Origin of the sequence: uncultured Tateyamaria sp., assembly GCF_947503385.1 — a bacterium.
GTDB lineage: Bacteria > Pseudomonadota > Alphaproteobacteria > Rhodobacterales > Rhodobacteraceae > Tateyamaria.
Genome location: NZ_CANNDO010000011.1, coordinates 12,236 through 25,214 on the forward strand (window position 1 = coordinate 12,236; position 12,979 = coordinate 25,214).

Genomic DNA, 12,979 nt, shown 5'->3' on the forward strand with positions numbered 1-12,979 from the left:
GTGTCCCTGCGCCGCATTGCTCTGGTGGGTGGCGGCGATAAGTTCGCCACATGGAAAATGAAACCCTGATCCGCTTTGGCGTCTTTATCGGCCTGTTTGTGCTGTTTGCGATGACAGAAGCAATGCTGCCGCGCCGCCAGCGCACGCAGCCGCGCAGCACGCGGTGGGTCACCAATTGGGGTATCACCATCGCCAACACGGTGCTGCTGCGGCTGATGTCCTTTGGTCTGCCGCTGCTGGCGGTGGGTGCAGCGGCACATGCGACGGCGCAAGGTTGGGGGCTGTTCAATGCGCTCACCCTGCCCTTTTGGATCGAGGTGATCGCCGCCATTCTGATCCTGGACTTCATCATCTGGGCGCAACATCTGATCACGCACAAGGTGCCGCTGCTCTGGCGTTTGCACCGGGTGCATCATGCCGATATGGACATGGATGTGACAACCGCCATCCGGTTTCACCCGGTCGAGATTGCGTTGTCCATGCTGATCAAGATCGGGGCGGTGTACCTTTTGGGGCCAGCCGCGTTGGCCGTTATCCTGTTCGAGATCATTCTGAATGGCACCGCCATGTTCAACCACGCAAATATCCGATTGCCCCTCGGGCTGGATGCTGTTGTCAGGCGCGTGATGGTTACACCGGACATGCACCGTGTGCACCACTCGGTGCATCGGCACGAGCATGACAGCAACTACGGGTTTGCCCTGTCGATCTGGGACCGCATGTTCGGCACCTATATTCCGCAACCCGCGGCCGGGCACGACGATATGGAGGTCGGGCTGGAATGGCAGGATGACCGTCCATCCAAGCTGGGCTGGTCACTGGCCCTGCCTTTTGCCCGAAAATGACCCTCGCCGCGCTGGAGGCGGCTGTTGCGCCGCACGGGCTGTTCGTGATGGGGGTCGATGGACGGCGCGCGCTGCTTGGCACCGATGCGGTATGGTGGTCCGTATTTTGCCACACGGCTGAGGCACGGGACGGTGCGCCCGATCCTGTCGATCGCTGGTCCAAGCGGGTGATTGGCAAGGTGGCGGAGGTTTTTGGCGCGCAGGAAAGCTATCCATCTGACGGGCCACCCTACGCGCCGTTCATTGCATGGGCATTGGCCACGGGGCGGTTCTGGCAAAGCCCAACGGGCATGATGGTCCATGACACCGCAGGGCTGATGATTTCCATCCGGGGCGCGCTGGAGTTCGCGGCACCCTTTGAGGTGCACCGACCCAGGGCGTCACCGTGCGACACCTGTGCGGACCGTCCCTGCATCAACGCCTGCCCCGTTGGTGCGCTTGGTGCCGCACAGCCCTACGACGTGCCGATCTGCAAGGCATATCTGAAACAGGACGAAGGGCAGGACTGCATGGACCGCGGTTGCGCTGTGCGCCGTGCCTGTCCGGTGTCACAGACCTTTGACAGGAACATCGCCCAGTCAGCCTTTCACATGAAGGCGTTTTTAGGGTGAGCCGGACGCTGATCCTGATGCGGCACGCAAAGTCCAGTTGGGACGCGCCTGACCTCGTGGATCACGACAGACCGCTGAACAATCGCGGCCGCGCCTCGGCGCGGGCTATGGGGGACTGGATGCGGGCACATACATACCGACCGGACGTTGCCGTCAGTTCAACTGCCACGCGAACCGGGCAAACCTTTGTAGGCCTCGGACTGACCTGTCCAGTGTCCTACACACGCGCGTTGTATCACGCGGGACCCGAGGCGATGGCTTCAGTCCTGAACGCGCAGACCGCATCCGCAGTTCTAATGCTGGGACATAATCCGGGCATCGCAGAATTTGCCGCACGGCTTGTCAAACAGGCACCGCGCCACGCCCGCTTTGCCGACTACCCGACAGGTGCGACAACGGTGATCCGCTGGGATGTGGAAGACTGGAAATCTGTCAGATGGGGTGCGGGCGTTGTCATGGACTTTGCGATCCCGCGTGAGATCTTGGGGCAGACCTGACCCTTTTGCATCCGGCCCGTGACCAAAAGGACGCCTGACGGCGACGCGATTCATCTGCTGAATGGGGGCTCTGCCCCCAAACCCCCGTGGTATTTTTGGTCAGAAGAAACGCGGCAGATGGCAAAAGGGACGCAACGGTGTTTCGGCGCGTCCCCCATGTGGTGCCGTAGGGTGGGCAATGATTGCCCCCCCCTGGATCAATGTCCGAGGATTTGGCTGAGGAACAGCTGGGTCCGGGGGGATTGCGGATTGTTGAAGAACTCTTCGGGTTCGTTCTGTTCGACGATCTGGCCTTCATCCATGAAAATCACGCGGTTGGCCACCTGACGGGCAAAGCCCATCTCATGTGTGACGCAGAGCATGGTCATGCCCTCTTCGGCCAGTTCGACCATGGTGTCGAGCACCTCTTTGATCATTTCGGGATCGAGCGCGGATGTGGGTTCGTCAAAGAGCATGATGCGCGGGCGCATACACAGCGAGCGGGCGATCGCCACACGCTGTTGTTGCCCACCGGAAAGCTGCCCGGGGTATTTGTCGGCCTGATCCGGAATCTTCACCTTTTCCAAAAAGTGCATCGCGATCTCTTCGGCTTCTTTCTTGGGCGTCTTGCGCACCCAGATCGGGGCCAGCGTGCAGTTTTCGAGGATCGACAGGTGGGGAAAGAGGTTGAAGTGCTGAAAGCACATGCCAACCTCGGACCGGATCTTGTCGATGTTTTTGACGTCCGACGACAGCAAGGTGCCATCCACGGTGATCTTGCCCTGCTGGTGTTCTTCCAGCGCGTTGATGCAGCGGATCAGCGTGGATTTTCCGGACCCGGACGGGCCCGCAATCACGATCCGCTCGCCCTGATAGACCGTCAGATCGATATCCCGCAGCACATGGAATGTGCCGTACCACTTGTTCATGTTCTCTATCGAGATTGCGACCTCGTTCGAGACTTGCATTTGAGCTTGTTCAGTCATTGTACTTTTCCTTTACCCTACCGCTGTGCGACCTGTCGGTCGTCGTCCTTAGCGGTGATCGGTCGCAAGCTGGCGTTCGAGCCACTGCGAGTATTGCGAGATGCCGTAGCAGACGACGAAGAAGAGCAGTGCGGCGAAGCCCAAAAGCTCCCAGTACACGCCGTTCCATTCCGTCGAAGCAAGGATAGGTCCGCGGATCATGCCAAGAAGGTCAAACATCGAGATGACCGAGACAAGCGTGGTGTCCTTGAAGAGACCCACAGCGACGTTCACGATGCCGGGGATCGAGATCTTGAGCGCTTGCGGCAAGATGATCAGGCGCATGGCCTGAGCGTAGTCCAGCCCAAGGCTGTCTGCCGCCTCATATTGCCCGCGTGGCAGGGCGGCGAGGCCGCCCCGGATCACTTCGGCGATATAGGCCGACGAGAACATGGTGATCATGATCACGACCCGCAGAAACAAGTCAGTCGTTGTGTTGGGCGGGAAGAAATACGCCAGCATCACCGATGCCACGAACAGCAGGGTGATCAGCGGCACGCCGCGAATGAATTCGATGAAGATCACGCAGATCCACTTGATCAGCGGCATGTCCGACTGGCGCCCAAGCGCCAGCGCAATACCCAATGGCACGGACAGCGACACACACGCCACGCCAAGCATCATGTTGAGCATGAAGCCCCCCAAATCGCGCGAAGGCACAGCGCTCAGGAGCGCGTTTTCGTTTGCGCTGTCGGGGATCAGCATCCCGCCGATGATCCAGACCACAAAGGCCGCGGCGATCCCGCCAAAGAACCCTGCTGCAAAGCTGCCGGCGACGAAGCGCTGGTAGACCATGTAACCTGCGGCAAAGCCCACCATGGCGAGGATCGGCGTCAGGATCGTGCCGCCCCAGATCAGATAATAGGCGAGAAACGGGAACACCGCCGTAAAGAGCAGCAGCTGTCGCGGCAAGCGGAAGAACAACACCGGGGCTGCCGCTGCAAAGAACAGCACGAATGTCAGTCCGGGCCGCCAATACTGATCCGGCGGGTATTTGAACCCAAAGAGCAGTTGATTCCAGCGTTCCGTCAGCACGGAGAAGCAGCCACCCGACACACCATCGAGCACTTCGCGGCATTCGGCGAGGCTGGATGTGCCCCACACTCCGTTGAATATCCATGGCAGGGTGTTTCCAAGGATCAGGTAGATCACATAGACCGCTGCGATGGTCAGCACCGTGTAGAACGGGGTTGAAAACAGGTTGTCGCGCGACCATTTGATCGGGCCGGACGTGGTGAAGGGCGGTGGCGAGGGTGGCACCTGTTCGGTGCGGACAAACGCGACTGAGTGGGCGTGTGTATCAGACATCTCAGCGCTCCTTCAGCTTAACGGAATTGTTGTAGACGTTCATGATGGCCGAAATGGACAGCGAGATCGTCAGATAGAACAACATCAGCAGCAAAACGCATTCGATGGCGCGGCCCGTCTGGTTCAGCGTAATGCCCCCCAGCGTGGCCGTGACATCGGCATAACCAACCGCAATGGCGAGTGACGAGTTCTTGGTGATGTTGAGATACTGCGAAATCAGCGGTGGGATAATGACCCGCAGCGCCTGTGGCAGAACCACGAGGTTCATGATCCGGCCCGAACGCAGACCCAGAGCACCAGCCGCTTCGGTCTGGCCTTTAGAAATGGCCTGAATGCCAGCGCGGACGTTTTCAGCGATGAAGGCGCCGGTGTAGATCGACAGCGCAAACCACAGCGCGATGAGCGGCCCGCCGACCTTGATCCCGCCGGAAAAGTTAAAGCCCTTGAGTTCGGGGTATTCCAGCCCAATCGGCATCCCGAGGGCGAAATAGACCAACAGCGTCGGCACGAACAGAATGGCGAGGCTGGGCCAGCCCATCGGCAAGAGGCGGCCAGTGTCATAAAGCAGCTTTGTCGCGTAACGGCGGTAGGCGAACACACCCACGATCGACAAAAGAAACGCGCCAACGACCACCAGCGAACCGGGTCCCCAGACGGGTGCGGGGATATAGACGCCGCGATTGGTAAAGGCGATGGCATCGAACACCATGCTCGCCGCCGGGTCATCCCCGCGGAACGCCCGCGGTCCGGGCAGCACCGCGATCATGATCGTGAAGATGATGATGATCCAGATCAGCACAGGGATGTTGCGGAAAATTTCCACATAAAAGGACATCAGCTTGGACACGAGCCAGTTGTTGGACAGGCGCAGCACCCCGGCGATGACACCGAAAACGGTCGCGGTCACGCAGGCCAGAAAGGCCACGAGCAACGTGTTCAGGATGCCCACAAGAGCGGCGCGCGCGTTGGTGGACTGGCTGGTGTATTCCACGAGGGTCTGGTTGATATCATAGCCCGCAGGCGACCGTAAGAATTCGTACGAGATATTGAGCCCGGCCGCCGAAAGGTTGGCGAACAGGTTGCTCATCAGGAACGCGGCCGACGCGATCAAAACGATCAGCGCGATAAACTGGAACGTATAGGACCGGTATCGCGTGTCGTTGATCAGCATCGACAGGCGGAACGCACCCTGCGGCGGGTCGGTTATCGTAGTCATATCAGAGGATCCCCGTGCTGCCGGTTTGTTTTTTGTGGCGCTTTGTGCGCACGGCCCGGCGTTTTCAAATTGGCTGCAGCTTGGGCAATCATGCCGCTGTTTTCAGCGATCCGTGCCCCAGATGCGCAAGGGGCGCAGGTTTGATCCTGCGCCCCTTGGCTTGGTATCTTAGCGGAAGGGCGGTGCGTAGAGCAGGCCGCCGTCTGTCCACTGTGCGTTCAGGCCGCGTGCCAGACCGATGGACGTTGCCTCACCGATATTGGCTTCGAAGACTTCGCCATAGTTGCCGCTGACGGACAGGGCATTCTTGGCCCAGTCGGCGTCCAGACCCAGCATCTCGCCCAGGGTACCTTCGGTGCCCAGCAGACGGTTGATTTCCGGGTTGTTGGTGCCGGCTGCCATCTCAGCCATGTTGACCGATGTGACGCCCAGCTCTTCGGCTGCGATCAGTGCGTTCAGCGTCCAGCGCACGACGTCACCCCATTCGTGGTCGCCATGGCGCACAAGCGGGCCAAGCGGCTCTTTGGAGATGATTTCGGGCAGAACAACGTGGTCACCGGGTGCTTCGAATGTGGCACGTGTGGCGGCCAGACCCGATGCGTCGGTGGTGTACACGTCACAGGCACCGGCAAGGTACTGCTGCTGCGCTTCGGCGTTGGTTTCGATCGGAACCGGCTCGTAGCTGATGTTGTTCGAGCGGAAGAAGTCCGCCAGGTTCAGCTCGGTGGTGGTGCCGGTCTGGATGCAGACGGTTGCGCCGTCCAGTTCCTTGGCCGACGACACGCCCAGCTCTTTGGGCACCATAAAGCCTTGGCCGTCATAGTAGTTGATGCCGACAAATTCGAACTTGAGGTCGACGTCACGGCTGAAGGTCCATGTGGTGTTCCGGGCCAGCATGTCGATTTCGCCGGACGCCAGAGCGGTGAAGCGTGTTTTGCCGGTTGTGGGCACGAATTCTACCGCGCTGCCATCGCCAAGCACTGCCGCTGCAACGGCGCGGCACACGGCCACGTCGAAACCTTCCCATTCGCCATTGGCGTCGGGGGCCGCGAAACCAACCAGACCGGTTGTCACGCCGCAGTTCAGCTTGCCGCGCGCTTTCACGTCATCCAGCGTGCCAGCAGCCGCTACACCGGCAGCCATGCCGGTAAAGGCGAGCGCGCCAAAGAATACGGATTTTTTCATTTTTACCTCTTCCTGATTTCCCACCGCGTTGGGTGGAGGTCCCGGCCATGCCTGTTCATCAAGCGCAGCCGGAGGTGATCCCGGACATCTGTTTCTCCGAGTGTGCGGCAGTCTGTCCAGAATCGCCCTGTAAGGTCAAGGGTAGGTCGGGTGAAATTGATGCATTTCTAAGCACTCGCCCGTTACGTGCACGGCGGTTTACGCTACGTCGCCTTCAGCAGCGTTCCAGAACGATTTTGCATGGAAAAACGCTGTTTCACGGAGTTTTGCGAGCTCCAGCGCCTCCTCATCGTCACCCCACTGCTCGGCCTGCCATATCTCATCCAAGCGGGAAGCAGCCCAAATCTCGGGCAGGGTGGTCATGTCTTTGGCAGCGGCAAAACCCAGAACCCATGATCCTGACAAGCTGACAAGATCGTGAAAGGCCGCAAGCGCGAATGGAGACATGGCGTGGGTTGTCTCGCTCAGGATGGTAAGGGCCGCAGGATCCTGTGATTCGTGCATCAAACCGGTACGCGGCGCCAACCGCGCACCGAGGTTTTCGGCAGCCCAATTCAGATACGCGTCCCAGACCGCCGCTTGCCTGTCGACCAATTCCTTGGGTTGATCGGCCCGGTAACACAACAAGTCCGCGTCGCCATAAGCGGCCAGCATATCCGCCACTTCGGCCTTCTGGATCGCCACCTTGTCGATGGCCGCGTTCGCGCTGCGGGTGAACGGCATCGACAGCGGGTCCACCACGTCCTCTTGCGCGGCCCACTCGGCTGCAATGGCCTGTGCCAGACTTTGCGTCGGCAGGTGCAATGCGGCCTTGGCCGGTGTCTTGACCCGGCGGCCATCCAGTTCGATCGTCCAACCGCTGCCATCCGCGACAGCCTCGGCATTGGTCCAGAACCGTTTTTGCTTCCATTCGCTCATGCCGTCTCTCTCCAAACATGCGCCAACGCGGGGCGGAGCGCCCCGAAATCGTGGATGACCCGATCCCCAAGCGTTGCTGCATCGTGATAGCCCCAAGTCACGCCGACAAAGGACACGCCCGCAGACTGCGCCATGTCGCGGTCATAAGTCGTGTCCCCCACCATCACCGCATCCGCCGCGTCCACCCCGGTGTCCGCCAGCGCAGTCAGGATCATCGACGGGTGCGGTTTGGACGGATGAGTGTCCGCCACCTGTGTGCTCACGAAATAAGAGGTCATGTCATGCTCTGCCAACAGCGCGTCCAATCCCCGGCGTGATTTGCCCGTCGCCACGGCCAGCAGGATGTCCGGTTCGCCGTGCAGGCTCGCAACGGCCTGAAGTGCACCGGGATACAGGACAGACCTGTGCGTTTTGGCCAACCGCTGGGCCGCAAATGCCGCCTTGTAATCCTGCACCAGCCGCGATTGATCCGCTTGCGGCGCGAGCCGGTACATGGCCTGTGGCAAAGACAGCCCGACAATCCCCAGAACCGCCCCGCGCGGCGGCGTGGCGAGACCCTGCGCCGCAAAAGCCTGGGCCATGCAGGACAGGATATCGGCCTGACTGTCGACCAATGTTCCATCCATATCAAAGATCACAAGTCTGAGGGTCACTCGAGCACCTCGAACGGATCCTCCGCCGCGAGGTCTTCGGTCCAGCCCAGTGTGTCCCAGCTTTCGGCCATATGGGGTGGCAACGGCGCGGTGACCGTGATCGGTTTGCGTGTCACCGGATGTTCAAACCGCATCATACGCGCGTGCAGGTGCAGCTTTTTCGAGATGTCACCGCCGATTTGCGCGCCCCAGCCGTCGCCCATATTCTCTTGCCTGGAGCCGCCGTATTTGCCGTCGCCGGCAATCGGATGCCCGATCTCTGCCATGTGCGCGCGCAACTGATGGGTGCGGCCCGTGATCGGCTCCATCGCGACCCAAGCCGCGCGGCTGGCCACACGGTAGAGCGTGGCATAAAGCGTGTGCGCCCGTTTGGCCCCTTCGGTGTCGTCCATGTCGCGCGGGTGCACGGCGATCATCTTTTCCCCTTCGCCACCGCGGCCCCGACCGGGCGCTTTGACGAGGCCATACTTGATCTCACCCAGATAGGGCGTGGGCACGCCAGCCACGAGCGCCCAATAAATCTTGCGCGTCTCGCGGTGCCGCATGGATGCCGTCAGCGCCTTGGCTGCCATGCGCGTGCGCGCCAGCAGCAGGACGCCGGACGTATCCTTGTCGAGACGGTGCACTAGCCGTGGCTTGTCGTCGTAATCGTATTGGAGCGCCTCGGCGAGGCCATCGACGTGGCGTGTCTGGCCCGACCCGCCTTGGGTCGGCAGGCCCGACGGTTTGTTCAGCGCAATCACGTGATCGTCCTGATAGATCACGCAGTCTCGGATCATCTGCGCATCTTTTTCGGACACGGCACTGCGTTCCCGCTTAGGCGCGGGTCGGTCCGGCAACGGGGGCACCCGCACTGCCTGCCCTTCTTCGACGCGGGTCGATGATTTGACCCGGCCACCGTCCACGCGGCATTCGCCCTTGCGACACATCTTTTCCACCATGCCTTGGCTCAGTTGTGGAAAGCGTCGCTTGAGGAATCGGTCAAGTCGTTGGTCGCCTTCATCCGCACCCACGGTGATGGTTTGCACGCCACTCATGTCACGATCCCCCGTGCCAGCATCAGGCCAAGGGCCAGCCCGCCGATGGAAAGCGCCACAGACAGCGCAATGTAAAGCGCCGCCTGACCCGTGGCTCCGCGCTCAATCAATGTCATCGCTTCGAGACTGAAGGCAGAAAACGTCGTGAACCCGCCCAGCAGCCCGGTCATCACAAACGGGCTAAGATGGGTCAGCCCCTTGTGTGCCGCGACAACCACAAACACCCCCATCAGGAACGACCCCAGCACATTGGCCGACAGGATCGCCACGGGAAAGTCTGCCGGACCCGTCGCGCGCAGAATCGCGACGCCCATAAGCCAGCGCAGGGATGCGCCGATTGCCCCACCAAGGGCCACAAGAGACAGCGTTGTAAACATGCGCGGTCTGTCACCGCTTGGCCCGCCAGAGTCAACCGTTCCGCTTGACCCGCAGCTTGGCAAAATACTCAACGCGTTTCAGTAGGTCGCGCTCAAAGCCCCGTTCGACCGGTTGATAAAGGTCCTTGCGGCCCATTCCTTCGGGAAAGTAGTCCTGCCCCGAAAACCCGTCCTCGGCATCATGATCATAGGCATAGCCCGCGCCGTATCCCTGATCCTTCATCATCGAAGTGGGCGCATTGAGGATATGTTTGGGTGGCAGATGCGAGCCGGTTTCCTTGGCCGCCTTGCGTGCACCCTTGTAGGCCACATAGGTGGCGTTTGATTTGGGCGCGAGGGCAAGGTAGATCAGCGCCTGCGCCAGCGCCAGCTCGCCCTCGGGGCTGCCCAGACGTTCGTAGGTTTCCCAGCTTTGCAGACAGATCGCCTGCGCTTGCGGATCGGCAAGGCCAATATCCTCAACCGCCATGCGCGTAATCCGACGGGCCAGAAACCGCGGGTCTTCGCCCCCCTCAAGCATTCGGGCGAACCAGTAAAGAGCCGCGTCCGGGTCCGACCCGCGCACCGATTTGTGCAGCGCCGAGATGAGGTTGTAATGCGCGTCGCCGGATTTGTCGTATTGCGCCGCACGGCGCATCAGGCGTTTGCCCAATTGGTCGCGGTCCAGCGCACCGTCGACGTCCCACGCCATCACCTGCTCAATCAGGTTAAGCAGCGCGCGCCCGTCGCCATCGGCCATCTCAAGCAGCGCCTCACGCGCGTGACCATCCAGCGGCAGGCCCTTGCCAAGCTCCTGTTCGGCCCGCTGCGCCAACAATTCGAGGTCCTTGAGGTCCAGCCGTTCCAACACCAGCACCTGCGCACGGCTAAGCACAGCGGCGTTCAACTCAAAGCTCGGGTTCTCTGTTGTGGCACCGACCAGCAGGATCGTCCCGTCCTCCATATGCGGCAGAAACCCGTCTTGCTGGGCCTTGTTGAACCGGTGAATTTCGTCCACGAACAGCAGCGTGCCCTGCCCGTTCTGGCGTCGGATTTTCGCCGCCTCAAACACTTTCTTAAGATCCGGCACACCGGTGAAGATGGCGCTGATCTGGACGAAATGCAGATCGGTTTCGTGTGCAAGCAGGCGGGCAATCGTGGTCTTGCCCACGCCCGGCGGCCCCCAGAACACCAGCGACGACAATGCGCCGGAGGACAGCATCACCGTCAGCGGCGCCTCGGGTCCCAGCACCTGATCCTGCCCGATCACCTCGCTGATCTTCGTGGGTCGCAGGCGGTCAGCCAAAGGACGGGGTCCCGTGTCGGGCCGTGGTTCATCAGAGGCAAAAAGGTCAGCCACGCCTAAAACCGCAACATGACGCGGCTGTTGCCCCGCAGCGCCCGGACCGACGTACCCCGGGTGGCATTTGCCAGAATGCTGGCGGCGTCTTCGGGGGTGTCCACATCGCGGCGGTTGATCCGTTGCAGAATATCACCCCGACGCAATCCAACCCGGCGCCCGATGGGGCCGCCGTCCAGCACAACCACGCCTTCGGCTGCGATAGGCAGGTTCAACTCGGCGATGACCGACGGATTGACACGCGCAACGGTCAGGCCCGGCAAGCTGGTGCCTTCTGGCAAGGTTATTGCGTTGCGTGGGGGACTGTCTGGCGGCGGGATCAGGGACACAGTGAGGGTATCCGCATCACCGTCGCGCAGGCGCACCATAGCGGCGGTGTCGCGGACGCTGGCGACGCTCATGCGGTAAAGCATCTCGCCCGGGCTGTTCACCGGCGCCCCGTCCACATGGGTCACGACATCGCCCACGTCAAACCCGGCTTCGGCCAAGGGGCTGGCCGGGTGCAGGCCAGCAAGGATGATGCCGCCGGGACGCTCTTGTCCCAGCATTTCGGCCAGATCGGCGTCGACGGCTTGTCCTGTCGCCCCGGCCCATGGCCGCACAAAACGGTCATTGCCATCCCGTGCCTGCCGCAGCACTGCGGCCACAAGGTCAGCCGGGATCGCAAAGCCAATGCCGTTTGACCCGCCCGATCGGCTGAGGATGCGTGTGTTCACCCCAATGAGCCGCCCCGCCACGTCAATCAGTGCACCGCCGGAATTGCCCGGATTGATGGGCGCATCCGTCTGCACGAAATACCCGGCCCCTCGGCCATTCGATCCGCCGGAACGGGCCAGCGCGGACACAATGCCGGACGTGACTGTCTGGCCAACGCCAAAAGGGTTGCCAATGGCCAGAACCAACTCGCCCACTTCGACGGTTTCGCTGTCCCGCAGGGGGAGAAAGGGCAGGTTTTCGGCGTTGTCGATTTTGAGAATTGCGAGGTCGCTGGCCTGATCGCCCAGCAGAACATGCGCAGCATATTCGCGCCCGTCATTCAGCACGACCGAGATATCGGTCGCCTGCCCGACCACGTGATAGTTGGACACGACAATGCCGTCGTCCGACAGGATCACGCCCGAGCCCAGCGAATTCTGCACGCGCGGTGTGGGTTGCCCAAAACCTTCAAAGAAGCGTTCAAAAAACGGGTCGTCCATGAACAGCGTTCGGCGGCGAGTTTCGGTGACGAAACGGACGTAGATGTTGACAACGGCTGGCGCTGTTTCGCGGACCAAGGGCGCAAAGCTCAGGGAAATTTCGGCCTGATTTGCAGGCACGCGCGTCTCCGCCATCACAGGCGCAGGCAACAGACAGAGCAGCAGGAAAATCAGGCGTTTCATGGTTTGGCGAATATGCAAACCCCGCCCCGGCAATACAAGCGCTGCAACGAAAAACCCCCGCCACATTGGACGGGGGTTTCCAAAAATCTCTGGCGCGCGCGACTTACTCTTCGCCCGCCTCTTCGGCGGCAACGCGTGCCTTGTCTGCGGCGCCTTTGGCGTCACGGTCGCGGTCGACAAATTCGATGATCGCCATGGGCGCCATGTCGCCATAGCGGAAGCCCGCCTTGAGGACACGCACATAGCCGCCCTGACGCTCAGCATAGCGGGGTCCAAGGACGTCGAACAGCTTTTCAACGTATTGCGCTTCCTTCAGCTTGGACGCAGCCTGACGGCGAGCGTGCTGATCGCCGCGCTTGGCGAGCGTGATCAGCTTTTCCACGATCGGGCGCAGTTCCTTGGCTTTGGGCAAGGTTGTTTTGATTTGCTCATGTTCGATGAGCGAGCCTGCCATGTTCGAGAACAGCGCTTTGCGGTGTTCGTGTGTCCGGTTCAGGCGGCGGTAGCCACGTGCGTGACGCATATTTCTATCTCCATTTGGTGCCCTCTACGGGCGTTTTTGCTTTGTCTGGCCCGCGATGCGTGTCTTGGGCTCTCCTTGGGGCACAAA

At 61.1% G+C, this 12,979-nt stretch carries 14 protein-coding genes; 3 read left to right on the forward strand and 11 right to left on the reverse strand.

From position 1 onward, the window contains the following. The first annotated feature begins 50 nt into the window (after window positions 1-50). From Q1A85_RS21275 to Q1A85_RS21285, 3 genes are read left to right on the forward strand one after another with little or no spacing between them, the layout of a single operon-like run. Window positions 51-845 (forward strand): sterol desaturase family protein, encoded by a 795-nt coding sequence (locus Q1A85_RS21275; RefSeq protein WP_299694545.1) that lies wholly within the window; start codon window positions 51-53, stop codon window positions 843-845. After that, the gene (locus Q1A85_RS21280) at window positions 842-1,456 is read left to right on the forward strand and encodes a ferredoxin (protein ID WP_299694548.1); all 615 of its coding nucleotides are present in this window, start codon (window positions 842-844) and stop codon (window positions 1,454-1,456) included. The genes Q1A85_RS21275 and Q1A85_RS21280 overlap by 4 nt, the downstream gene beginning before the upstream one ends. Next, a complete protein-coding gene (locus tag Q1A85_RS21285) occupies window positions 1,453-1,953 on the forward strand; it encodes a histidine phosphatase family protein (RefSeq protein WP_299694551.1) in 501 nt (166 codons plus the stop codon). Before Q1A85_RS21280 ends, Q1A85_RS21285 begins: the two co-directional genes overlap by 4 nt. Before the next feature lie 197 nt (window positions 1,954-2,150). Here Q1A85_RS21285 and Q1A85_RS21290 read toward each other — a convergent pair whose 3' ends face one another. The 11 genes from Q1A85_RS21290 to rplQ form a co-directional block, all read right to left on the reverse strand. Next, on the reverse strand, window positions 2,151-2,918 hold the full coding sequence (locus Q1A85_RS21290) for an amino acid ABC transporter ATP-binding protein (RefSeq protein WP_299694554.1): 768 nt from the start codon (window positions 2,916-2,918) through the stop codon (window positions 2,151-2,153). Window positions 2,919-2,966: 48 nt separating this feature from the next. Then, window positions 2,967-4,265, reverse strand: coding sequence for an amino acid ABC transporter permease (locus Q1A85_RS21295; protein WP_299694557.1), 1,299 nt, complete (start codon window positions 4,263-4,265; stop codon window positions 2,967-2,969). A 1-nt stretch (window position 4,266) separates the two neighbouring features. Further along, entirely contained in the window at window positions 4,267-5,481 is a 1,215-nt protein-coding gene (locus Q1A85_RS21300) for an ABC transporter permease subunit (protein WP_299694560.1), read from the reverse strand. Between the two features lie 168 nt (window positions 5,482-5,649). Beyond that, window positions 5,650-6,666, reverse strand: a complete 1,017-nt coding sequence (locus Q1A85_RS21305; protein ID WP_299694564.1) for an amino acid ABC transporter substrate-binding protein — start codon at window positions 6,664-6,666, stop codon at window positions 5,650-5,652. Window positions 6,667-6,864: 198 nt separating this feature from the next. Beyond that, a complete protein-coding gene (locus Q1A85_RS21310) occupies window positions 6,865-7,584 on the reverse strand; it encodes an ATP12 family protein (RefSeq protein WP_299694567.1) in 720 nt (239 codons plus the stop codon). Next, complete coding sequence (locus Q1A85_RS21315; protein WP_299694570.1) at window positions 7,581-8,237, reverse strand: HAD-IA family hydrolase; 657 nt, start codon at window positions 8,235-8,237, stop codon at window positions 7,581-7,583. The genes Q1A85_RS21310 and Q1A85_RS21315 overlap by 4 nt, the downstream gene beginning before the upstream one ends. Next, complete coding sequence (locus Q1A85_RS21320) at window positions 8,234-9,274, reverse strand: RluA family pseudouridine synthase (protein ID WP_299694573.1); 1,041 nt, start codon at window positions 9,272-9,274, stop codon at window positions 8,234-8,236. Before Q1A85_RS21320 ends, Q1A85_RS21315 begins: the two co-directional genes overlap by 4 nt. Next, window positions 9,271-9,651 carry a fluoride efflux transporter CrcB gene (gene crcB / locus Q1A85_RS21325; protein WP_299694576.1) on the reverse strand — a complete coding sequence of 127 codons (381 nt, stop codon included), beginning with the start codon at window positions 9,649-9,651 and terminating at the stop codon, window positions 9,271-9,273. The genes Q1A85_RS21320 and crcB overlap by 4 nt, the downstream gene beginning before the upstream one ends. 31 nt (window positions 9,652-9,682) lie before the next feature. Then, window positions 9,683-10,990, reverse strand: a complete 1,308-nt coding sequence (locus Q1A85_RS21330) for a replication-associated recombination protein A (protein ID WP_299694579.1) — start codon at window positions 10,988-10,990, stop codon at window positions 9,683-9,685. A gap of 2 nt (window positions 10,991-10,992) precedes the next feature. Beyond that, window positions 10,993-12,369: a trypsin-like peptidase domain-containing protein gene (locus tag Q1A85_RS21335; RefSeq protein WP_299694582.1), complete on the reverse strand. Its 1,377-nt coding sequence runs from the start codon at window positions 12,367-12,369 to the stop codon at window positions 10,993-10,995. Window positions 12,370-12,472: 103 nt separating this feature from the next. Next, window positions 12,473-12,892, reverse strand: a complete 420-nt coding sequence (rplQ, locus tag Q1A85_RS21340) for a 50S ribosomal protein L17 (protein ID WP_299694585.1) — start codon at window positions 12,890-12,892, stop codon at window positions 12,473-12,475. Window positions 12,893-12,979 lie beyond the last annotated feature (87 nt).

Coding starts and splice junctions, on each gene's coding strand:
- Q1A85_RS21275 (WP_299694545.1), top strand. CDS start 51: ATGGAAAATGAAACCCTGATCCGCTTTGGCGTCTTTATCGGCCTGTTT.
- Q1A85_RS21280 (WP_299694548.1), top strand. CDS start 842: ATGACCCTCGCCGCGCTGGAGGCGGCTGTTGCGCCGCACGGGCTGTTC.
- Q1A85_RS21290 (WP_299694554.1), bottom strand. CDS start 2,918: ATGACTGAACAAGCTCAAATGCAAGTCTCGAACGAGGTCGCAATCTCG.
- Q1A85_RS21295 (WP_299694557.1), bottom strand. CDS start 4,265: ATGTCTGATACACACGCCCACTCAGTCGCGTTTGTCCGCACCGAACAG.
- Q1A85_RS21300 (WP_299694560.1), bottom strand. CDS start 5,481: ATGACTACGATAACCGACCCGCCGCAGGGTGCGTTCCGCCTGTCGATG.
- Q1A85_RS21305 (WP_299694564.1), bottom strand. CDS start 6,666: ATGAAAAAATCCGTATTCTTTGGCGCGCTCGCCTTTACCGGCATGGCT.
- Q1A85_RS21310 (WP_299694567.1), bottom strand. CDS start 7,584: ATGAGCGAATGGAAGCAAAAACGGTTCTGGACCAATGCCGAGGCTGTC.
- Q1A85_RS21320 (WP_299694573.1), bottom strand. CDS start 9,274: ATGAGTGGCGTGCAAACCATCACCGTGGGTGCGGATGAAGGCGACCAA.
- crcB (WP_299694576.1), bottom strand. CDS start 9,651: ATGTTTACAACGCTGTCTCTTGTGGCCCTTGGTGGGGCAATCGGCGCA.
- Q1A85_RS21335 (WP_299694582.1), bottom strand. CDS start 12,369: ATGAAACGCCTGATTTTCCTGCTGCTCTGTCTGTTGCCTGCGCCTGTG.
- rplQ (WP_299694585.1), bottom strand. CDS start 12,892: ATGCGTCACGCACGTGGCTACCGCCGCCTGAACCGGACACACGAACAC.